The following is a 20856-nucleotide window of genomic DNA, read 5'->3' on the forward strand; positions in this document are numbered from 1 at the left end:
TGGAGAGCGACCATGATTACTGCATTATTACCGATCTTCTTTGCCGTGCTGCTGCTCGGGCTGCCCATCTTTGCCTCATTAGCATTAGCGGTATTTCTCGCCATTGAATTTTTTGGCTCCACTAACCCCGTGATCGTGCCGATGCGCATGTTTACCGGTATGAATAACTTCTCGCTGATGGCGATTCCGTTCTTTATCCTGGCGGCGGAGTTAATGCGGATTGGCGGGCTTTCCGACCGGTTGATCAATCTTGCCAAGGCGTTAGTGGGGTGGGTGCCCGGCGGTTTAGCCGCGGCTACCGTCCTGTCGTGCCTATTCTTTGGTGCCATTTCCGGTTCAAGCCCCGCTACTGTGGTGGCGATTGGCTCTATCATGTTTCCCGCGCTGGTAGCGGCGGGCTACGATAAACGCTTTGCCATTGGGTTGATTGCCACCGCCGGTACGCTAGGCCCCATTGTGCCGCCGAGTATTGCACTGATTATCTACGGCTCGGTGACCGGCACATCCGTTGGGCGTCTGTTTGCAGCAGGCTTATTACCGGCCATCGTTATCGCTTCGATACTGATCGCCTACTGCATTGTTTTTAGCAGCATCAAAGGTTATGAGCGCTCACCTTTCCCAACACTACGGCAAATTTTTGCGGCCTTTAAAGACGCTGCCTGGGGCCTTGGCCTGCCGGTGATTCTGCTGGGGGGCATCTACAGCGGCGTATTCACCCCGACTGAATCGGCAGCGGTGGCCTGCGTATATGGCCTGTTTGTCGGCATGGTGGTGTATCGCACCATCAACCTTAAAGCGCTAGCGGGAACGTTAAGAAGCTCAGGGCTGATCTCCGCCACGCTGCTGTTGATTACCGCTGGCGCCTCGGCCTTCTCTTGGCTATTGGCAATTACTGGCACGCCCAGCCAGCTGGCGGGGCAGGTGCTGTCGTGGACGGATGATCCCTTTCAAGTCATGGCGTTGTTTAACGTCGTAATGATTATTGCTGGCTTCTTCCTCGATAGCGCCTCGGCCATCATCGTACTCTCGCCGCTGCTACAGCCTATCGCTGCGCAAGTGGGCGTCGACCCTGTTCACTTCGGTGTCATTACGTTGATTAACTTCTCAGTGGGCATGATTACCCCACCGGTAGGTCTGAACCTGTTCGTCGCCATGGCGATATCTAAAATGTCACTGCAGGAAGTGTTTAAAGCCTGTTTGCCGCTGATTGGTTTGATGCTGATAGCGCTGATTATTATCACTTATGTACCGTGGCTCAGCACTTGGCTGCCCTCGTTAATCTATTAATCAATGGTTTAAAGACGCTAACAAATAAGGACAACGAATCATGAGTAAAACGATTGAACAGGCGGTAGCGGACCAGGGCCTTACATTACCGGCCATTCCAACACCGCGCGGGCTATTTCTGCCCTGGTCTCGGTTGGGCAATCAGTTGTTTTTAGCGGGCCAGATTTGCGAACGTGGCGGTGATGTTCTCTATCCTGGCAAGGTGGGCGGTGAGTTCGATCTTGAAACCGGAAAACTGGCGGCCCAAGCGTGTGCTTTAAACCTCTTGGCGGAATTGAGCGATGCGGTTGATGGTGACTTCTCACGGGTGGTCCGCTGCGTGCGCATGAACGGCTTCGTCAATGTGGCGCCGGGCTTTCACGATGTGCCGCTGGTAATCAACGGTGCATCAGAGCTATTTGTCGCGCTGTTTGGTGATGCAGGTCGCCATGCCAGAACTGCAATTGGGGTGGCGACACTGCCGGGCAATGCCGCGGTGGAAGTCGAAGCAATATTTGAAGTGCGCTAAGCACGCTAAGGAGGAATATAACGCATGCAGGATTCAGTGATTTTTCTACCCTTACGTGAGCAACGTGCACGCCTGCGAGCAGGCACCCTCACCGCGACTGAACTTGCCGAGGCTTCTATCGCGGCGTATCAGCAGCGCGGCAAACACGACCACGCCTACCTCACCTGGAATGGCGAGCAGGCACTGACGATGGCTAAAGCCACGGATGCCGTGCTTTTCCAAGGTGGTGACAGCGGTGGGCTAATGGGCATGGCGGTATCGATTAAAGATATCTACGCCGTGCCAGGGCTACCCACCTATGCGGGTTCTTCCCAACGCCTGCCCAAGTGCTGGGAGCGCCCCGGCCCGGTAGTGAGCGCTTTGCTAAAGCAATTACCTTCCGTGATGGGTAAAACCCACTCCGTTGAGTTTGCCTTTGGCGGGCTGGGTACCAACGCCCACTGGGGAGCGCCGCGCAACCCTTGGGATACTAAGCAGCACCGCACGCCTGGCGGTTCCAGCTCTGGGGCAGGTGTTTCGTTAGTGAGTGGGACGGCAAGCCTGGCGTTGGGGACCGATACCGCCGGATCAGTGCGTATTCCTGCCTCTATGACCGGCGTAGCGGGGTTGAAAACTACCGCTGGACGCTGGTCGACCGAGCAGATTGTGCCGCTTTCAAGCACGCTGGATACCCCAGGGTTGCTGGCGCGTCGGGTAGATGACCTTGCCTTTGCGTTCGATGCGTTGGATGGCGGTCTTAGCGGTCAGGATGATCGAGTGCCAGCAACACCGACACTTGCCGGTCTTACCTTTGGTGTTCCGGAAACGTTTTTCTGGGACGACTGCAGCCCTGGCATCGCGGAAACGGTACGCGCGGCGATCAAACAGCTGGAGGCCGCCGGGGCGCGAATAGTCACCCTGGAACTGCCTGGCATCGATGAAGCGTATGAGTTGTTCAAGCTGGGCGGTGTGGCTGCGGCAGAGCTGGCCGCGTTTTTAAAAACTGAACTGCCTGAGATGATTGAATCCCTAGATCCTAATGTGGCTGCCCGCGTTAAAGCGGCCGATGATATGCCCGCTTGGGAGTATGTGCGTCGTCGCACAATACTGGATTCGCTCTATCAATCTGCTGCCGCCCGTATGGCCGATGTCGATGCGGTGCTCACCCCTACGGTGGCAATTACACCACCCACTATCGAAAGTCTCGAGCCAGAAGGCGCCTACCCTAAAGCCAATATGCACGCCCTGCGCAACACGGTGATCGCTAATTTCCTGGGTCTGTGTGCCTTAACGCTACCGGTGGGGAAAGACGCGCTGGGCATGCCGGTTGGCCTGCAAGTGCTCGCCGGGCCGTGGCAGGACGCGAAACTTTTAGCCATTGGTCAGGCGATTGAAAATGAGTTGGGCTCAGGCTTGGAGATTCTTGGTCAACCGCCAGCGGTGTGAATGCTGAGGCGGCCTAAGTACTGCCGCCGATTTGGAGTGTAAAACCCACATCGTGCTGGCGGCGATAGACGTTTTTGCCGCCTAGTCGCCGGATAAGCTCCTTGGCGGCTAAGCGGCCCATCTCTTCTCTGGGTGAGAGAATAGTCGTGAGCTGAGGCGTCACTTGCTGGCCAAGGGGCAGGCCGTTAAACCCGGCAATGGCGATATCCCCTGGCACGTTTAGCCCTTGACGTTGAGCAGCCAGCAGGGCGCCTGCCGCCAGATCGTCGTTGGCAAAGTGAATGGCCTGGGTATGGGGATGTTGCGCGAGCACTTGGGCCAGTCCTTCCGCGCCCGCTTGCAGGCTGCCCAGGGTGTCTAGTTCCAGTAGTGGGGCGTCGAACCCTTTCTCTTTTAGCACCGCTTTATGTCCATCAAAACGCATACTGGCGCGGTAATCCTGAGCTAGCCGTGCGCCTACATAAACAATATGGCGGTAGCCTTTGTCGATCAGATGACTGGCCATACAGCGGCCGGCGGCCACGTGATCCAGGCCAACGTTAAGGTCCATCCCCTTGCCCAGCTCCATCACTTCCATAATGGGGTGATCCCAGTTCGCCAGCAGCGTATGGCACGCCGAGTTATGGCGTAGCCCGGCCGTGACCAGCGCTGAACATGACCAGCCTAAAAACGTGCGCACTAACTGATACTCGCGGTCTAGATCGTAGTCGGTGTTACCCAGCAGTATCTGATAACCCTCGGCTTCGAGTGTTTCCTGCAGGCCTTTGATCACTTCCACAAACACGCTATTGATCAGTGATGGCACGATCACGGCAATCAGCCGTGATCGGGAAGACGCCAGGCTGCCTGCGACCAAGTTAGGTACGTACCCCAAGTTCTCCACGGCCTGAAGAACGCTTCGCCTTGCGCTATCGCTAACTTTATCGGGATAGTTCAGTGCCCGCGATGCTGTAATCGGCGATACCCCTGCCGCTTGTGCCACTTGGCTGAGCGTGACTTGGTCGGAGCTTCGTCGCTGCCTAGCGTTGTTAGGTAGGGCAGGCGTTGTCACATTTTTGGCGCGCGAGTCAGCGTTAGGTGAGTCTTTAGACATTGGTCGCAGGGCCCTAATGTTCAGCTTGTCGTTACGCAGAGAATAATCTAAAACAAATGGTAGCGCTATCATGACAGCGCTACCATTTGCCTTTTAGCAACGGGCTAGGATTAGGAGAACAGCGCCGCGACGATAGCAACAAAAACAACAACACTTTCAACAAAGCGAGGTGTCGGCAGGTGAGTCAACACGATCAACAATCACTTCAAGTAGGCGTTATTGGCCTGGGTGCCATGGGTATGGGCACTGCTACCGTATTGCTCCAACACGGATTTAACGTCACGGGCTGCGATATTTCTGCAGATGCTCGCGATGCCTTCGTGGCGGCAGGGGGCCGCAGTGTTGCAACACCTGCCGAGCTTGCTCACTGCCATATTGTGTTGGTGGTTGTCGTTAACGGCTTACAGGTTGATCAGGTGTTGTTTGGAGAGCAAGGCGTGGCCAGCCAATTGGCACCGGGCAGTCTGATTATGCAGTGCGCCACAGTGGCGCCCAGTCAAGCCAAACAGCTGGGTGAGCGCTTGTCGGCACAGGGTTTAATGATGCTGGATGCGCCAATTAGCGGCGGTGCTGCTAAAGCGAAAAGCGGTGAGCTCTCGGTCATGGCCTCCGGTACACCTGAGGCGTTCAGCTATGCCCAGCCAGCGCTTGATGCCATGGCCGCTAAAGTTTATCAGTTGGGCGATGCACCTGGGGTCGGCTCCAGCATGAAGTTAGTCAACCAATTGCTAGCGGGTGTCCATATTGCCACCGCCGCCGAAGCCATGGCGTTGGGTATTCGTATGGGGCTCGACCCCGAGGTTATTTATGACGTCATCACCCACTCGGCGGGCAATTCTTGGATGTTCGAGAACCGCGTGCCGCACATTCTGAGTGGTGACTACACGCCGCTTTCCGCGGTGGATATCTTCATTAAAGATCTCAATATCGTGCATCAAACCGGCCGCGAGCTGGCGTTGGCAACGCCGGTGGCGTCCAGCGCTCTGCAGCAGTTTACCGCTGCCAGCGGTGCAGGCTTTGGCCGTGAAGATGATTCAGCGGTGATCAAGGTTTATCAGCGGCTCTCCGGCATCGCCTTGCCGGAAGCCGCCAACGATGCCCAAGGAGCCTGATAAAAATGGGTATGGGATCGAACATTGTATTAGGCGCCATCGCCGACGACTTCACCGGAGCCACCGATCTGGCTAATAACCTGGTGCGCGGCGGCATGCGCTGCCTGCAGGTGATTGGCGTGCCTTCGGAGGAGATTGAACTGCGAGAGATTGATGCGGTAGTAGTGGCGCTCAAGTCCCGCTCCTGCCCAGTGGATGAGGCCGTGGCGGATTCCTTAGCAGCACTGAATTGGCTCCGCCAGCAGGGTGCCCGCCAGCTGTTCTTCAAGTACTGCTCCACGTTTGATTCCACCGACCAGGGCAATATCGGCCCGGTGGCCGATGCGCTATTAGAGGCTCTTGAAGCAAATCAAACCGTGATGGTGCCCGCCTTCCCAATCAATGGCCGCACGGTCTACCAGGGCCATTTGTTTGTGGGTGATCGCTTGCTTAACGACAGCGGCATGCAGCACCACCCGCTAAATCCCATGCAAGACGCGGATTTAGTCCGCGTGCTCTCCCGCCAAACGCCACACCCGGTAGGCTTGGCCAACCGGGCGGTGCTGGCCCAAGGGGCGGAGGCAACCCGCGCTCATTTGTCGGCACTGGCTGAGCAAGGTATGCGTCATGTGGTCTGTGACTCCTTGGATGAGCATGATCTGGATGTATTGGCCGAAGCCACCGTCTTGATGTCGTTAGTCACCGGGGGCTCTGGTCTGGGGCAGGCGCTGCCCGCCCAGTACCGTGCCCAGGGCTGGTTAGACACCATCACGGAGCCGGGGCGTTTATCGCCTGCTTCGGGCGGGGCGCTGGTGCTCTCCGGCAGTTGCTCCCGGGCCACGCTGGCCCAGGTGGCAGACTTCTTGGTCAAGCACCCTGACGGTGGCTTTGCCCTGAATCCCTTGGCGCTGGCGGAAGACGAACAACAGCAGACGCAGGCGCTGGCGTTTGCTCGGCAGCGGTTATCTGAACAGGCGCCGGTACTGATTTATGCCTCGGCAGATCCAATCAACGTAGCAGCGGCACAGCAAGCGTTAGGGGTAGCGCGTGCCGGGCAGCTCGTGGAAGAAGCATTGAGCCAACTGGCAGTTACGCTGGTTAACGAAAGCGTGGGTCTGTTGCTGGTCGCCGGGGGTGAAACCTCCGGTGCGGTGGTCTCGGCGCTGGGCATTACCACCCTGCGCATCGGCGAGCAGATCGACCCCGGCGTGCCCTGGACTCAAGCCCCGCTCGCAGATCGCGAAGCTCCTCTGTCGCTGGCGCTGAAGTCCGGCAACTTCGGTGGCGTCGATTTCTTTACCCGGGCATTTGAGGTGCTGGCATGAGTATCCATTTGCATCGCCACCCCCAGAACAGCTTGCGGGAGCAGATCAGCACCCTGGGCAAATCGCTGTTTGATCGTGGCCTCACCATGGGCTCCAGCGGCAATATCAGCGTGCGGCTGGACGACGGCGGCTGGCTGATGACGCCGACCAATGCCTGCTTGGGCAGGTTAGACCCGGCGCGCCTCTCCCATCTGGATAACAGCGGCCAACTGATCAGCGGCGATAAGCCCACCAAAGAGCAGTTTCTGCATATGGCGATGTACGAAGAGCGCCCGCAGTCCGGCGCCATCGTGCATCTGCACTCCACTCACTCGGTGGCGGTCTCCTGCTTGCCGGAAGTCGACCCCTGCGACTGCATTCCGCCGCTGACCGCCTATTACGTGATGCGTGTGGGCAAACTACCGCTGGTGCCATACTACATTCCCGGCGACCCCAAACTGGGCGATGCGGTACGCGGCTTAGCGGGTAAACACAGCGCGGTACTGCTGGCCAACCATGGCCCGGTGGTGGCGGGTAAAAACTTAGAAGCGGCGGTTTATGCCACCGAGGAGCTGGAAGAGACAGCTAAGCTTTACCTGCTACTACGAGGCGAGAACCCGCGGGGGTTAACGCAAGAGCAGGTAGCCGAGTTAGAAGCGCGCTTTCCACGGGATTAACTACAAATTTAATAGCGTACTTAACAACAAGAGCACCCCATGATTCGATTAGCCGCCAACCTCAGCATGCTGTTTAACGAGCACGCCTTTATCGATCGCTTTGGCGCCGCCGCGGATGCGGGCTTTAAAGGTGTTGAGTATCTATTTCCCTATGCCTTTGCTGCCGACGATTTACAGCGCGCGTTGAAGGAAACGCAATTGGAACAGGTGCTGTTTAATTTGCCACCGGGGGATTGGGAGGCAGGTGAGCGAGGCTTGGCAAGCCTGCCAGGCCGAGAGGGCGAATTTCGCGATTCGGTGGTGGAGGCACTGCGTTACGCTGAGGCACTCAACTGCCCGCGGGTGCATGCTATGGCCGGGGTGCTGCCTGAGAACGCCGATGCCACCACCCAGGCTGACCACCATGCAACCTACATCAGGAATCTCCGTTTTGCGGCGAGTGAAGCGGCCAAGGTTGGCCGAGAGATACTGATTGAACCGATCAATACCCGCGATATGCCAGGATTTTTCCTGTCACGCCAAGCGCAAGCCATGGCGGTGTTGGAAGAGGTTGGGGCGGAAAATCTAAAGCTACAGTTTGATCTCTACCACTGCCAAATTATGGATGGCGATTTGATTCGCCACCTTGAACGCCAGTTCAGCGCCATCGGCCATATCCAAGTTGCAGGGGTCCCAGAGCGCCACGAGCCGAATGTTGGAGAAGTGCACTACCCCGCCATTTTTGAGCGATTAAGTGCGCTGGGCTACACCGGTTGGATCGGCTGTGAGTATCGGCCCAAGGAAGAAACCCGAGCGGGGCTAGGATGGGGCGAAGCTTGGGGGCTAACCACTCACTGATATCCGTCAGTTCAAATAAAAACGAGAAAAACGCAAACAATAACAACAGTGCATAGGAGCAAAACGATGCATATAGCCATTACCGGTGCAGCAGGCTTTCTAGGTCAGCGGTTAGTGCAACAGCTGCTGACTAGAGGTGAGCTTCGCCAGCAGCCCATTACTCGGCTAACACTGATTGATCAGATAGAAGCACCTTTGCCTGAATCGGGAAACGTCGCCGTGACATCAAGGGCGCTGGATATTACCGAGTCCGGCGCACTGGATAGCGTGCTGGCGCAACGCCCTGATGTTATTTATCACCTGGCGGCGGTCGTGAGCTCTGCGGCAGAAGCCGATTTGGAACTCGGCATGCGGGTTAATTTCGATGCCACGCGGGCGCTGTTGGAAGGCTGCCGGAAGCAGTCACTGACCGATACTCGCTTGATTATGGCCAGCTCCGTGGCGGCATACGGCGGTGAGCTGCCGGAAGTGTTGGATGATATGACAGCACTCCATCCGCAAAACTCCTACGGCACCCAAAAAGCCATGTGTGAGCTGCTCATCAACGATTACAGCCGCCGTGGGCTTATCGATGGCCTAGTGCTGCGCCTGCCCACCATTGTGATTCGTCCTGGCCGACCGAACGCCGCCGCCTCCAGCTTTGCCTCCAGTATTTTACGTGAACCGCTGAATGGCGAAGAAGCGATTTGCCCCGTACCTGTTGAGCTGCCGATGTTTGTGATGTCGCCGGGCAAAGTGGTGGATGCGCTGATTCATGGCGCTGAGGTGCCGAGCGAGGCACTGGCGCCTTTTCGAGCTTTTATGCTGCCAGGGATCACCGTCACAGTGGCAGAAATGCTGGAAGCGCTGCGTGAAGCTGCGGGTGAGAAGGCGCTTTCACTGGTACACCATGAGCCCGACCCACGCATCGAAGCCATTGTTGCCAGTTGGCCTGCGCGCTTTGAGACAGCAAAGGCCAAGCAGCTTGGCTTTGTAGGCGATGACAACTTCAAGCAGATCATTGATGCGTTCGTTTCTGAACAGTCCTGACTTCCTCTCCTACCCGTAAGGGTAGGAAACTGCCTGGGCGACCCCACGTGGATAAGTTGCCCCAATGACCACCCTCACAACAATATAAAGAGGGCACTACAATGACTAAGCAATACGTGACAACAACACTCAAGCGCCATGTGCTGGTCGCAGCAATTAGCGGTGTCGCCACTGCTGGTATGGCACTTCAGGCTCACGCCGCAACGGAAGTGAACCTGGGGCACACGTTATCCTCCACATCGCACTACTCGGTTGGCGCAGATGCCTTCAAAGAGGCTCTGGAGCGACTGTCTGACGGCGAGTTCACGGTCACCGAGCACACCTCTGGGTCGCTGGGCGGCGAGCGGGAGATGATCGAAGGCCTGCAGATCGGTACGGTCGATGTGGTCATTACTTCCACAGGCCCGCTGGGTAACTTCGTACCAGAAAGCTATGTGCTCGACCTGCCATTCCTGTTTGAGAACTACGATCAGGCTCGCTGCGTGTTGGATAGTGAACTGGGCGATGAGCTGTTGGAAAAAATGGGCGAGCACGACTTGGTGGGCTTGGCGTGGTCTGAAAATGGTTTTCGCCACCTAACCAATAGCCAACGCGAGATCGCCACGCCCGCAGATGCCGAGGGGCTGCGCGTACGCACCATGGAGAACGCGGTACACCAGGAAGCGTTCCGTCAGATGGGCGCCCGCCCAACACCGATGGCGTTCCCTGAGCTGTTCACCGCGCTTCAGCAGGGCACTGTCGATGGTCAGGAAAATCCGATTACCGTCATCGTCGCCACCAACTTCTGGGAAGTGCAGGACTACCTCTCGCTCACCGGGCATGTCTACTCACCGGCCATCGTGCTGGGGTCACCCATTCTGCTAGACGGTCTGAGCGATGAGGAGCGTGGTTGGTTTATAGAGGCAGCTGCAGCCTCTGCACAGGCAACCCGGGAAGAAGTTTCGCGCCTAGAGCGTGAAGGGGTAGCGCTGCTGGAAGAAAATGGCATGACGGTGAAAACCGATATCGATATCGGCCCCTTCCAGGAAGCAGTACAGCCCGCCTACGAGATATTTACCTCTGAATACGGCACCGAAATGCTTGAGCGCGTTCAGGAAACCGCCAGCGGTTGTTAAGTGTTTTTCCCACCTCGGCCTCCGGCATTGCCGGGGGTCGCCTTGGCATGGTGAATTCTTATGCTAGCGGTCTTTCTTCGTTTTGAGCACCAGTTAACCCGCTTCGCGATGCTGCTGGCGGTGTCGATGCTGGCGATCTCGGTCACGCTCAGTTTTTATCAGGTGCTCACCCGTTTTGTGTTTAACGCCCCCTCCACATGGACAGAAGTCGCCTCCCGCGCGGCGATGATCTGGTGCGTATTTATGGCCGCCGCGGCCACCTTTCGGGGCGGTTATATGATGGCGGTGGAGGTGGTTTATAAAGTGGTGCCTGCGCGTTTTATAACGCTATTAGAGGTCGCCATTGTGGTGTGCTGCCTGCTGGTTCTTGGCGTGCTTATCCATTACGGCATTCAAATGACCATGCGGGTAAGTAATCAAACCATGTCCGGGATGAATATTTCGATGGCATGGGCGTACGCAGCAATCCCTACGGGATCCTTTTTTGCCATTGTCGCAGTGATCGCGCGCTTACTGGCGCAACTGAGTGGCCGCGAGAAAGTAGGGCCGGAGAATAGCGAAATAGCGCCTGAAGCCCAGGACGGGCAGCTACCTAATGAGGGGTCACAGCCATGAACATGGTGATTGGCCTGTCGCTGATTATTCTGTTTACCTTCGGTGTGCCGATTGCCATTTCTATTATCCTGGCATCGATTATCGGCATTGAATTCTTCACGCGCCTGCCACTGCTGCTGGTGCCGCAGCAGATGTTTATCGGCATCGATAAATTCCCGCTAATGGCGATCCCATTTTTTATTCTTGCCGGTAACCTGATGGCGGCAGGGGGAATATCTCAACGGTTGGTGGATTTGGCCAAATCCATCGTTGGCCGGGTGCAGGGCGGCTTGGCGATGTCCTGTGTACTCACCTGCATGATGTTTGCCGCGGTTTCCGGTTCCAGTGTGGCGACCACCTTTGCTATCGGCGCTATTTTGATCCCCGCCATGGTAAAGCATGGCTACCCCAAGCCGTTGGCGGCTTCCATTCAGGCATCATCCGCTGAGCTTGGCGTGCTGATTCCGCCCTCAATTCCTTTGATCCTGTACGGCGTGAGTACCGATACTTCCATCGGGCAACTGTTTCTGGCGGGCATTGGCCCCGGCATATTGATTGGCTGTGCGCTGATCATCTTTCTCTACCTATTCTGCAAGATTCGTGGCTACGGTAAGGATGACTATAAAGACAGCACCGGCTTTATGATCTCGATGAAGCGCGCCTGGGTCGCGATGCTGATGCCGGTGGTGGTGATTGGCGGTATTTATGGCGGTGTTTTTACCCCTACCGAAGCATCCGCCGTGGCGGTGTTTTTTGCCTTAATCGTGGGTGGCTTCTACTACCGCGAGCTGAAAATGGACGATATGTGGCCGATTCTTCGTCAAAGTGTCATTTCCACCGCTGCGGTCATGCTGATCATCGCCGCCGCCTCGCTATTCAGTTTTCTGCTTAGCCGAACGGGACTGCCTGCGCAAATTGCTACCCTGGTGACCAACACCATCAATGACCCGCTGATGTTTCTGCTGGTGGTCAATGCGTTGCTGTTAGTCGTCGGCATGTTTATTGAAACTTCCGCCGCTATTTTGGTACTGGCGCCGATCTTGACGCCGATCGCTATTCAGTTTGGCATTCATCCGGTTCATTTTGGCCTGGTTATGGTCGTAAACCTGGCCCTTGGCATGATCACGCCACCGCTGGGCGTGAACCTGTTTGCTGCCTGTGCGGTCGCCAAAATCTCGATTGATCAAATGCTGCCATGGCTAGTGCGCTTTGTGCTGGTGGTATTGGCTTGCCTGATGGCGATTACCTATATGCCGTGGATCTCGATGGGGCTGGTCAACATCTTCTACGGTTAAGCTAATAGCGTTTTAAGTTACAAAAACATCAACAATAAAAGGAGTGCTGTATGTCTCACCCGTTAATGTTGCCCCCACAGCAGGCGCTGATTGCTGGAGAGTGGGTAGATACTGTTGCTACGCTACCAGTAGAGGCCCCTGCTACCGGCGAGCCCCTGGCGCGGATTGCGCGCAGCCAAGCGGAAGACGTCGATGCAGCGGTACAGGCAGCACGGCAAGCATTTGCCGGTCAGTTAGGTGAGTGGGCCCGCTGGTCTGCCCGGCAGCGCAGCGAATGGCTTCTGCGCTTTGCCGATGTGATCGAGGCGCATCACGAACAGCTAGCACAGCTCGAGTGTGCCGATACCGGTAAGCCGATGACCCAAGCCAAAGGCGATATTGCTGCCTGTGCCCGCTACTTCCGCTTTTACGGTGGTGCGGCGGACAAGCTGCACGGTGAAACGATTCCCTTTGAAAATGATTTTGCCGTAATGACGCTGCGCGAACCTTACGGGGTGTGTGCGCAAATTATTCCCTGGAACTATCCATCGCAGATATTTGGGCGCTGTGTGGCGGCGGCATTAGCCGCAGGCAATACCATTGTGCTCAAGCCCGCCGAAGATGCCTGTTTGAGCGTGCTGCGCTTGGCGGCGTTGGCGGTAAAACACGGCTTGCCTGCTGGCGCACTCAACGTTGTGCCAGGGCTGGGTTATGAGGCGGGTGCGGCCCTCGCTGGCCATCCCCAGATTGATCATCTCTCGTTTACTGGTTCGCCGGAGACCGGTACCCAGGTTGCCCAAGCGGCGGCACAGCACCATGTGCCCGTCACCTTGGAGTTAGGCGGTAAATCGCCGCAGCTCGTGTTTGCCGATGCGGATCTTGATGCGGCGCTTCCAGCCGTAGTGCGCGGCATTATTCAGAACGCCGGGCAGACCTGTTCGGCAGGCAGTCGCCTGCTGGTGCAGCGTGAAATCGCTGATAGTGTGGTGGCGAATCTTTGTGAGCGCTTTGCTGCTTTGCGTTGTGATGCAGGTGAAGCCGACGCTGACTGTGGCCCGCTGATCAATGCGCGCCAAAAAACCAAACTGGAAGAACGTTTGTTGGCGGCCAAAGCCGATGGTATTCGCGTTGCGGCCATAGGAGAGCTAGCGTCGAGCGCACCGGCTGGTGGTCACTTTGTCCTGCCTCAACTGCTGACCGATATTCCGGACGGGCATGAAGTACTGCGCGAAGAGCTGTTTGGGCCGGTACTGGTGGTGCAGGTGTTTGAGGATGAAACCGAAGCGCTGGCACTCGCCAATGCGACAGATTTTGGCCTGTGCGCAGGCATCTGGACGCGGGACGGGGGGCGACAACTACGCCTAGCCAAAGGCATTCGCAGTGGCCAGGTCTTTATCAACAACTACGGCGCCGCCGGTGGTGTTGAGCTACCTTTTGGAGGCGTTGGTCGCTCTGGTCATGGCCGAGAGAAGGGCTTTGAAGGCCTACGTAGCTACACACGGATTAAAACAGTCGCTATTAAACATTAACGGACGCTTCACCTTTACGGAGATAACAATGACAACAGTACGGCAAGTAGGCATCGTCGGTGTCGGTTTGATGGGCCATGGGATTGCCAGCAGCTTGTTGCGCGCTGGCCATCAGGTCAGTTTTCTTGAGCACCCGGGTAATCAGCCAGTGGCAGACCTGTTGGCCGCTGGCGCCACCGCGCTGAGTTCAGGCCGGGAAGTGGCGCAGAAGAATGAAGTGGTGATTCTATGCGTCACTGGCTCGCCTCAGGTAGAAGCGGTGCTGTTTGAGCCCAACGGTGTGCTGGAAGGATTAAAGCCCGGTTGTGTTGTGGTGGATTGCTCCACCGCTTTGCCTAGTTCAACAGAGAAAGTCTCGGCCAAAGTGACTGACGCTGGCGGACGCTTTATGGATGCAGCGATGACGCGCACGCCCAAAGAAGCGGCGGAAGGGCGGCTCAACTTGATTGTTGGCGCGCCAAAAGAGCTGTTTGATGAAACGCTGCCACTACTACAGGGCTTTGCTGAAAATATTGCCCATGCGGGCGATGTAGGGGCTGGGCATACCCTTAAGTTGCTGCATAACTTCGTCTCTTTAGGTTTTTCGGCAGTATTGGCCGAAGCCACGGCGGCCTCTCGCAAAGCAGGCATCAGCGATACGGCGTTGTTAGAAGTGCTTGGCGCTGGCGGTGGGGGTGGCGTTGTGCTTGAGCGGCTGCGCCCTTATATCGCTGACAATGACCCGTCGGGCTTTAAGTTTAGCGTTGCCAATGCCAGTAAAGACCTTGGTTACTATCACACCATGACCAATGAACTGGGAGTAGAGCGGGGCGTAGCGGGGGCGGTGCATGCCCTTTACGCCTCTATTGATGATACTGCGCTGGCGGTGCCAGAAGTGATTGGCGTATTGGAAAGACGAAAACGGTGAATAAGCGTTTAATTTGCCAAGATGCAACTAATGCAGATAAAGGCGTTCCAAAACCGCTGATAATATCGATAATTTGTTTTTTGGTAGGGTATAGCCTACTTTATGTAATTAAATCGTAAATAATGTGGTTGTTTTAGTAACCTTGGGGAGGGTTGTGAAGTAACATCGCGGGGTAGAAAATGTGGTGACCAGCTAAGAGAAGCTGACAGTGCTGATATCTAGCCACATGACTGCACTACTATTTTACAGGGATGAGTAAATAGAATGTATCAGCATTATGCGCGACCAGGGCCGGAAGTCGATTGCGAACTTCCAGGCCACGCAGTGGCTATTCTCAGCGTTCAAGGAAGCTCGCCTGGGGTTCATATCGTTGACGTTAATACTGACTATCAACGGCTATGGGGAGGCAGTCGAGAAGATTGGCTTGGTAGTGAGCCTATTATCGTTCAGCAAGAGGCAGTCAACCGGCAAATTTTTGCCCAGCTGCACGATGCGCTGAACCCTTTGATCAATGATGCGGGAAGTTTCTTTGAAGGCATTGGTGGCCTGGAAGTAAACCGCCGATTCGATGGGTCGCGTCGATACGTTGAATGGCGAATTACGGCGATGGGCGTTCGTCACAATGACGCCATTACGCTAGTGCTAACCCAGCGCGATGTTACCGAGCAGATGGAAAAAGAGGCGCAGCTTGAGCGGTTAGCGACAACCGATATGTTAACCGGACTGGTTAACCGAGCGCACTTCGATGCAGTGCTGAAAAGCGAATTCAATCGTCAACACCGCTACTCGCGACCGCTGTCGTTAATCATGCTTGATCTTGATTACTTTAAAGATATCAATGATAACTACGGGCACGATGTGGGTGACGAAGTGTTGATAGAGCTTGCCAATCTGCTTAAGCGGAACTTGCGCAAAGCAGACTGCTGCGCTCGTTGGGGCGGAGAAGAATTCATGCTTTTAGCCCCTGAAACCTCACTTGAACAGGCGGTTAGGCTCGCTGACAAAATTCGCGGTGCGATCAAACATACCGCCTTCCCCATTCAAGGTAGCGTCACAGCAAGCTTCGGTGTTGTAGAGGTTCATCCCCAAGAATCAATCAAAAGTGCCATGAAGCGCGCGGATGACGCCCTTTATCTCGCGAAAGATAAAGGGCGTGACCAAGTCTCAACGGGCGGTTTATTTAGCTCAGCGAAGCAGGCTTAGGTAGGGTCGCGGTCAATGGCAAACGCCGACCACGCTTGACGCACTGGCATGATTTCCAATCGATTAATATTGATATGTGCGGGCAGTGTCGCCAAGTAGAAAAGCTGCTCGGCAATATCTTCCGCTTGAAGAGGCGACGTTCCCCTGTAAAGCGCGTCCGAAGCCTCTTGGTTGCCTTTGGTTCTGACCAGGGTGAACTCCGTTTCCGCCATGCCAGGGGCCAGATCAGTCACACGGATACCCGTGCCAAGCAGGTCGCAACGCAGGTTATAGCTAAACTGCTGAACAAAGGCTTTTGATGCCCCGTACACGTGGCCGCCTGGATACGGCCACTGCCCGGCAACTGAGCCAAGGTTAAGAATGCTCGCCCCTTCTCCGGTTTTAAGCAGTAAAGGCATAGCAGCGTGGGTCACGTTGACCAATCCGGTAATGTTGGTATCGATCATCGTGTGCCAATCCTGCAGCGCCACTTTTTGCGCCGGTTCTGGCGCTAGCGCCAAGCCCGCATTGTTAATCAAGCAGGTCAGCGGTAGAAATTTTTCCGGCAGGTTGCTGATGGCCTGAGTCACCGCTTCACTGTCGCGAACATCCAAGGCTAGCGTTAGCACGTCTACTTGCTCTGAAAGCTCATCCTTCAGCGCCTCCAAGCGTTCTTCGCGACGGCCGGTTAAAATTAATGACCAACCCGCCTTGGCAAAGCGTTGCGCTGCGGCTTTACCAAATCCTGACGTGGCTCCCGTGATAAGTACGCTAGGCATAGGGGTATCTCCTTTATAGTTAACAATGTGTAGATAAATATTCGTTTTTAGTTATTAAGCTATCTTCGATGATAGACAGTGCATTCCGTTACTCTAAGCAGTGCAGGAAACAAACGGTTAGAGCCAGTTAGCACTCGATAGTGTGACATTGGCTCTCTCTGGTGCGTCTGTCCCTCATGCTCGTAACGATTGGCCCTACAGCTTAATGGTTCGAACTCACTAGGCTGGCAAGCACGCTATCTCTTTATGGATTAAACAGGGTGCTTGTTATGAATGCCAATGTTGCCGTTTCTGATTCCACTACACACAGTGTAGATAACCACTATGTGCACGGCCTGGATCGTCAGTATGTGTTTCACTCATGGGCGCAGCAAGGCAGTTTAGACCCCATGGTCATTGCAGGCGCGCAAGGATGCCGTGTCTGGGATTATGCAGGGCGTGAGTATTTGGACTTTAGTAGCCAGCTAGTCAATACCAATATCGGCCATCAGCACCCGAAAGTAATCAGCGCGATTCAAGCTCAAGCCGCTAGTTTATGCACCATTGCGCCGGCCCATGCCAACTTAGCACGCGGTGAAGCAGCTAAGCGTATTATCGCCAAAGCGCCGACTGGTTTTAGTAAAGTGTTTTTCACCAATGCGGGTGCGGATGCCAATGAAAATGCCATTCGCATGGCGCGGCTCTTTACTGGGCGAACTAAAATACTTTCCGCCTACCGCTCCTATCACGGTAATACCGGCTCAGCGATTGCCGCCACCGGGGATTGGCGGCGAGTGCCCAACGAGTACTCCAGTGGGCACGTCCACTTCTTTAACCCTTACCTTTATCGCAGCGAGTTTTGGGCGCGGGACGAGGATGAAGAGTGTGAGCGCGCGTTAACCCATCTACGCAGAGTGATTGAGTGCGAAGGTGCCAAGGCAGTCGCCGCTATCTTGCTGGAAACTATTCCCGGTACCGCTGGCGTCCTGCTACCCCCCAAAGCGTATTTACAGGGTGTTAGGCAGCTCGCCGATGAGTTTGGCATCGTGCTGATTCTCGATGAAGTGATGGCCGGTTTCGGCCGCACGGGGCGCTGGTTTGCCTTTGAGCACTACGACATGGCGCCCGACTTAATTGTCTTTGCCAAAGGGGTCAACTCCGGCTACGTGCCTGCCGGTGGCGTGATTATTTCAGAGCCAATCTCTCGCTATTTTGACGACCACTTTTTTGTCGGCGGGCTAACCTACTCCGGCCATCCGCTAGCGATGGCGGCGATAGTCGCGACCCTCGATGCGATGGAAGAAGAGGGCATCGTAGAGAATGCTGACGAAATGGGTAACGGCCCGTTAGCGAAAGGGCTGCAACAACTTGCCGAGCGCCACGCGGTGATAGGCGATTGGCGCGGCCTTGGTGTCTTTCACGCTCTCGAACTCGTCAGTGACCCGGTGCGTAAAACACCCCTGCCAGGGGCTGAAGTGCTAAAACTAAAACAGCAGTTGATGGAGCAAGGCCTGCTGGTCTTCACTGTCGAAAACCGCATACACGTGGTGCCGCCATGCATTGTGACGGCAGCTGAAGTGGAAGAGGGCTTGGCAATCTTGAATAGCGTGTTTGAAAGCTACGCTGTACCGGCTTGATAAGGCGGCTCTTAAGTATTTAAAGCACTATCGTAGGCGAGACCCAGGCGCTGTATGCCTGGGTCGATACGTTCCCTTTCAATAGCACCAAATCCCAAGCGGAAAAAGCGTCTCGGTGGGGCGGCATCAAAGAAGTGCTGGAAGCCAGGTTCAATGAGCACGCCTCGTTGAGCCGCATGCCAGGCAAGGCGCTGGGTATCGATGCTGGAATCTGCCTCCATCCAGAAGGCGCTAGAGCGGCTACTACTGTGGCTATGGCAGCCAGGTAACGCTTGGTCGATGGCAAGACGCATCGCATCCCGCCGCCGGTCAATCTCTTCCACATGCAGTTTGAGATAGCGCTCGTAGTAGCCCTGGGAAATAAACTGTGCCAACTGGTGCTGTAAGGCCGCGGGCGGATGGCGATACATCATCCGCCGCAGTGCCCGTAATTCATCAATCAATTCCGCATCCGCTACCACATAGCCCATTCGCAGCCCTGGTGAGAGTGCTTTGGATAAGCTGCCCATATAGATAATCCGCGCACTCTGCGCACTGGCTTTCAGCGCCGGAAGCGCGAACTGATCGCCGTGAATCTCGGCGTCGTAGTCATCCTCGATGACGATTTGGTCTCGGTGGGGTAGTTGTGCCAGCAGGGCATCACGCCTGGCCCGGCTCATGGTGACGCCTGTCGGCACCTGATGGCTAGGCATGACATAGAGGTAGTCGCACTGCTGGGTGTTCTCCAGGCGCATACCTTCATTATCCACCGCCTGAAATTGCAGGTTGGCACCACGGTGGGCAAACACATTCATCGCTTCACGGTAACCGGGTGACTCCAAGGCTACTCGGGTCCCCCGATGGCAGAGCAGTTGCGCAATCAGGTACAGCGCGTTTTGCGTGCCCATGGTAATCAGAATCTCTTCTGGCCGAGCAAAAATACCTCGCCGCGGTAAAATGCGTTTACGAAGTTGTTCAATCAGCAGTGGATCATCCTGATCGATGCGGTCACGCAGCCACGGTTTATCGCGCTGCGAACTTAATAAACGACGAGAAACATCGCGCCATTGGGCTAGAGGAAAGAGCCGCGTATCTAATTGGCCATAAATAAACGGGTACGCATACTCTGACCAATTGCCTGGTTTGAGAATCCCTTGGTAGTTAGTAGGGCGCTGAGTAATGCGTTTGTGCCAGTTTGGTGCAGTTATTGATTCAGCGCTTTTTTCAGTTAATGCTGTTAAAGATGAATTAAACACTAAATGCGGGTCGTAATAGTCAGGGTGCAAGTAATAGCCGCTACGCGGTCGACTTACTAAGTAGCCATCTTCGACCAGTGTTTCATAAACAATCGACACCGTATTACGTGAAATACCCAGCTGTTGAGAGAGTTTACGGCAAGAGGGAAGCGCGTCATCAATGGGCAAACTGCCTAAGCGAATCGCTTCCAATAGTGTTTCACGCAGTTGCTCCTGCAGGCAGGTGGAAGCGTTAGGGTCGACCTCAAGACACAGTGTTGTCATGCACTCCTCCTTCTCAGATAAACCCTCTCTGTACTTAAGCTAAGCATATTTCGTGCCAGTTTTAAGATGGCCAACTGTCCTTTTACTTTACGCCAACTGGCTCTAATCGGAAGGAGGATAAAAAACTAGGGTGAAGTCACTTCAACTTGTAACCGTTTGGTTAGCGATGGTTGTCCACTCTAGGGGAATAAGGCGATGAAAAAAGTAGCTGTTTTAACCTCCGCACTAAGCGTTGGTGTCCTTGCTTTAAGCGTGTCATTAACCGTGACAGCCGCCGACTTGGAAGAAATAGAGAGCCGTGGCTACATGAGCGTGGCCACCGAAGATAATTACGCACCGTTTAACTTTATGAGTGGTAGCGACCCTGATGGCTTTATCAAAGACATCTTGATTGAGCTGGAAGAGTACTCAGACTTCGAAATCCGTCAGGATATTTTGCCGTGGACTGGGCTTCTGGCTTCCGTTTCATCGGGCCAGTACGACATGGCGCTTACCGGTGCCTCAGTGACTGATGAGCGCCTGCGTGTATTTAACTACGCGCCGCCGTTTGCCTCTGCCCAGCACTTTTACATCAAACGGGCGGGCGATGACCGTATCAATAGCATTGAAGATCTAAGCGGCATGACGCTGGGCGTGCAGGCGGGTAGTGCACTGCTTTCGCGCCTTCCAGAGCTGGAAGTCATGCTGGAAGAGACCGGCGGCGAGCTGGGCGATGTTATGCAGTATGAAGCCTATCCAGAGATTTATGCGGATCTGGCCAATGGCCGTGTCGATTACGTGATCAATTCCATCGTGCCGGTTAATGACCTGATTAGTGAGCGCCCTGACGTATTTGAAGCGGGCCAAGCGGTCTCCGGCCCCGGCTACGTGGCTTGGCCAATGCCCAAAGACAGCCCCGAGCTGCTGACTTACATCACTGACTTTATGAGCCACCTACGTGATTCAGGCCGTCTAGCAGAGCTACAGGAAGAGTGGTTTGGCGAGTCGTTTGACGATCTACCGACAACCCCCATCACCTCGGTGGAAGAGTTCCACGAAATGGCCGGTATGTAAGCGTGATGTATAACAGCCGCTCACCGGATAAACGGTGCAGCGGCTGTGTGTCTTTAT

At 55.4% G+C, this 20856-nt stretch carries 19 protein-coding genes; 16 read left to right on the forward strand and 3 right to left on the reverse strand.

Annotation, left to right across the window (positions count from 1 at the left end; genetic code table 11):
- Positions 1-12 precede the first annotated feature (12 nt).
- From MLE19_RS15345 to MLE19_RS15355, 3 genes are read left to right on the forward strand one after another with little or no spacing between them, the layout of a single operon-like run.
- Entirely contained in the window at positions 13-1287 is a 1275-nt protein-coding gene (locus MLE19_RS15345; RefSeq protein WP_240719006.1) for a TRAP transporter large permease, read from the forward strand.
- 40 nt (positions 1288-1327) lie between these two features.
- Complete coding sequence (locus tag MLE19_RS15350; RefSeq protein WP_240719007.1) at positions 1328-1795, forward strand: RidA family protein; 468 nt, start codon at positions 1328-1330, stop codon at positions 1793-1795.
- A 24-nt stretch (positions 1796-1819) separates the two neighbouring features.
- On the forward strand, positions 1820-3220 hold the full coding sequence (locus MLE19_RS15355) for an amidase (RefSeq protein WP_240719008.1): 1401 nt from the start codon (positions 1820-1822) through the stop codon (positions 3218-3220).
- Positions 3221-3233: 13 nt separating this feature from the next.
- On the opposite strand, the gene MLE19_RS15360 is transcribed toward MLE19_RS15355, so the two are convergent.
- Positions 3234-4313 carry a LacI family DNA-binding transcriptional regulator gene (locus MLE19_RS15360; RefSeq protein WP_240719009.1) on the reverse strand — a complete coding sequence of 360 codons (1080 nt, stop codon included), beginning with the start codon at positions 4311-4313 and terminating at the stop codon, positions 3234-3236.
- 179 nt (positions 4314-4492) lie between these two features.
- Between MLE19_RS15360 and ltnD the strand changes: the two genes are divergently transcribed.
- The 11 genes from ltnD (at position 4493) to MLE19_RS15415 (ending at position 15873) form a co-directional block, all read left to right on the forward strand.
- Entirely contained in the window at positions 4493-5425 is a 933-nt protein-coding gene (ltnD, locus tag MLE19_RS15365; RefSeq protein WP_340163108.1) for an L-threonate dehydrogenase, read from the forward strand.
- Positions 5426-5430: 5 nt separating this feature from the next.
- On the forward strand, positions 5431-6729 hold the full coding sequence (gene otnK, locus MLE19_RS15370; RefSeq protein WP_240719010.1) for a 3-oxo-tetronate kinase: 1299 nt from the start codon (positions 5431-5433) through the stop codon (positions 6727-6729).
- Complete coding sequence (otnC, locus tag MLE19_RS15375) at positions 6726-7385, forward strand: 3-oxo-tetronate 4-phosphate decarboxylase (protein WP_240719011.1); 660 nt, start codon at positions 6726-6728, stop codon at positions 7383-7385. The genes otnK and otnC overlap by 4 nt, the downstream gene beginning before the upstream one ends.
- 39 nt (positions 7386-7424) lie before the next feature.
- Positions 7425-8222: a 2-oxo-tetronate isomerase gene (gene otnI, locus MLE19_RS15380; protein WP_240719012.1), complete on the forward strand. Its 798-nt coding sequence runs from the start codon at positions 7425-7427 to the stop codon at positions 8220-8222.
- Positions 8223-8288: 66 nt separating this feature from the next.
- Entirely contained in the window at positions 8289-9251 is a 963-nt protein-coding gene (denD, locus tag MLE19_RS15385; protein ID WP_240719013.1) for a D-erythronate dehydrogenase, read from the forward strand.
- A 101-nt stretch (positions 9252-9352) separates the two neighbouring features.
- Positions 9353-10366, forward strand: a complete 1014-nt coding sequence (locus MLE19_RS15390; RefSeq protein ID WP_240719014.1) for a TRAP transporter substrate-binding protein — start codon at positions 9353-9355, stop codon at positions 10364-10366.
- Between the two features lie 60 nt (positions 10367-10426).
- Complete coding sequence (locus MLE19_RS15395; protein WP_240719015.1) at positions 10427-10981, forward strand: TRAP transporter small permease; 555 nt, start codon at positions 10427-10429, stop codon at positions 10979-10981.
- On the forward strand, positions 10978-12255 hold the full coding sequence (locus MLE19_RS15400) for a TRAP transporter large permease (protein WP_240719016.1): 1278 nt from the start codon (positions 10978-10980) through the stop codon (positions 12253-12255). The genes MLE19_RS15395 and MLE19_RS15400 overlap by 4 nt, the downstream gene beginning before the upstream one ends.
- Before the next feature lie 50 nt (positions 12256-12305).
- Positions 12306-13763 (forward strand): aldehyde dehydrogenase family protein, encoded by a 1458-nt coding sequence (locus MLE19_RS15405; protein ID WP_240719017.1) that lies wholly within the window; start codon positions 12306-12308, stop codon positions 13761-13763.
- A gap of 28 nt (positions 13764-13791) precedes the next feature.
- Positions 13792-14670, forward strand: coding sequence for an NAD(P)-dependent oxidoreductase (locus tag MLE19_RS15410; RefSeq protein ID WP_240719018.1), 879 nt, complete (start codon positions 13792-13794; stop codon positions 14668-14670).
- A 264-nt stretch (positions 14671-14934) separates the two neighbouring features.
- On the forward strand, positions 14935-15873 hold the full coding sequence (locus MLE19_RS15415; protein ID WP_240719019.1) for a GGDEF domain-containing protein: 939 nt from the start codon (positions 14935-14937) through the stop codon (positions 15871-15873).
- Here the strand turns inward: MLE19_RS15415 and MLE19_RS15420 are convergent.
- Positions 15870-16631 carry an SDR family NAD(P)-dependent oxidoreductase gene (locus MLE19_RS15420; protein WP_240719020.1) on the reverse strand — a complete coding sequence of 254 codons (762 nt, stop codon included), beginning with the start codon at positions 16629-16631 and terminating at the stop codon, positions 15870-15872. The genes MLE19_RS15415 and MLE19_RS15420 overlap by 4 nt on opposite strands.
- Positions 16632-16900: 269 nt before the next feature.
- Here MLE19_RS15420 and MLE19_RS15425 point away from each other — a divergent pair, with 269 nt between their 5' ends.
- The gene (locus MLE19_RS15425) at positions 16901-18247 is read left to right on the forward strand and encodes an aspartate aminotransferase family protein (protein ID WP_240719021.1); all 1347 of its coding nucleotides are present in this window, start codon (positions 16901-16903) and stop codon (positions 18245-18247) included.
- An 11-nt stretch (positions 18248-18258) separates the two neighbouring features.
- On the opposite strand, the gene MLE19_RS15430 is transcribed toward MLE19_RS15425, so the two are convergent.
- Positions 18259-19746, reverse strand: a complete 1488-nt coding sequence (locus MLE19_RS15430; RefSeq protein ID WP_240719022.1) for a PLP-dependent aminotransferase family protein — start codon at positions 19744-19746, stop codon at positions 18259-18261.
- A gap of 195 nt (positions 19747-19941) precedes the next feature.
- Between MLE19_RS15430 and MLE19_RS15435 the strand changes: the two genes are divergently transcribed.
- A complete protein-coding gene (locus MLE19_RS15435) occupies positions 19942-20799 on the forward strand; it encodes a transporter substrate-binding domain-containing protein (RefSeq protein WP_240719023.1) in 858 nt (285 codons plus the stop codon).
- Positions 20800-20856: the final 57 nt, after the last annotated feature.

Origin of the sequence: Vreelandella neptunia, assembly GCF_022489065.1 — a bacterium.
Lineage (GTDB): Bacteria > Pseudomonadota > Gammaproteobacteria > Pseudomonadales > Halomonadaceae > Vreelandella > Vreelandella neptunia_A.

Excerpts from the sequence above, each read along its gene's own strand:
- MLE19_RS15345 (WP_240719006.1), top strand. The coding sequence starts at position 13 with ATGATTACTGCATTATTACCGATCTTCTTTGCCGTGCTGCTGCTCGGG.
- MLE19_RS15350 (WP_240719007.1), top strand. The coding sequence starts at position 1,328 with ATGAGTAAAACGATTGAACAGGCGGTAGCGGACCAGGGCCTTACATTA.
- MLE19_RS15355 (WP_240719008.1), top strand. The coding sequence starts at position 1,820 with ATGCAGGATTCAGTGATTTTTCTACCCTTACGTGAGCAACGTGCACGC.
- MLE19_RS15360 (WP_240719009.1), bottom strand. The coding sequence starts at position 4,313 with ATGTCTAAAGACTCACCTAACGCTGACTCGCGCGCCAAAAATGTGACA.
- otnK (WP_240719010.1), top strand. The coding sequence starts at position 5,431 with ATGGGTATGGGATCGAACATTGTATTAGGCGCCATCGCCGACGACTTC.
- otnC (WP_240719011.1), top strand. The coding sequence starts at position 6,726 with ATGAGTATCCATTTGCATCGCCACCCCCAGAACAGCTTGCGGGAGCAG.
- otnI (WP_240719012.1), top strand. The coding sequence starts at position 7,425 with ATGATTCGATTAGCCGCCAACCTCAGCATGCTGTTTAACGAGCACGCC.
- denD (WP_240719013.1), top strand. The coding sequence starts at position 8,289 with ATGCATATAGCCATTACCGGTGCAGCAGGCTTTCTAGGTCAGCGGTTA.
- MLE19_RS15390 (WP_240719014.1), top strand. The coding sequence starts at position 9,353 with ATGACTAAGCAATACGTGACAACAACACTCAAGCGCCATGTGCTGGTC.
- MLE19_RS15395 (WP_240719015.1), top strand. The coding sequence starts at position 10,427 with ATGCTAGCGGTCTTTCTTCGTTTTGAGCACCAGTTAACCCGCTTCGCG.
- MLE19_RS15400 (WP_240719016.1), top strand. The coding sequence starts at position 10,978 with ATGAACATGGTGATTGGCCTGTCGCTGATTATTCTGTTTACCTTCGGT.
- MLE19_RS15405 (WP_240719017.1), top strand. The coding sequence starts at position 12,306 with ATGTCTCACCCGTTAATGTTGCCCCCACAGCAGGCGCTGATTGCTGGA.
- MLE19_RS15410 (WP_240719018.1), top strand. The coding sequence starts at position 13,792 with ATGACAACAGTACGGCAAGTAGGCATCGTCGGTGTCGGTTTGATGGGC.
- MLE19_RS15415 (WP_240719019.1), top strand. The coding sequence starts at position 14,935 with ATGTATCAGCATTATGCGCGACCAGGGCCGGAAGTCGATTGCGAACTT.
- MLE19_RS15420 (WP_240719020.1), bottom strand. The coding sequence starts at position 16,631 with ATGCCTAGCGTACTTATCACGGGAGCCACGTCAGGATTTGGTAAAGCC.
- MLE19_RS15425 (WP_240719021.1), top strand. The coding sequence starts at position 16,901 with ATGAATGCCAATGTTGCCGTTTCTGATTCCACTACACACAGTGTAGAT.
- MLE19_RS15430 (WP_240719022.1), bottom strand. The coding sequence starts at position 19,746 with ATGACAACACTGTGTCTTGAGGTCGACCCTAACGCTTCCACCTGCCTG.
- MLE19_RS15435 (WP_240719023.1), top strand. The coding sequence starts at position 19,942 with ATGAAAAAAGTAGCTGTTTTAACCTCCGCACTAAGCGTTGGTGTCCTT.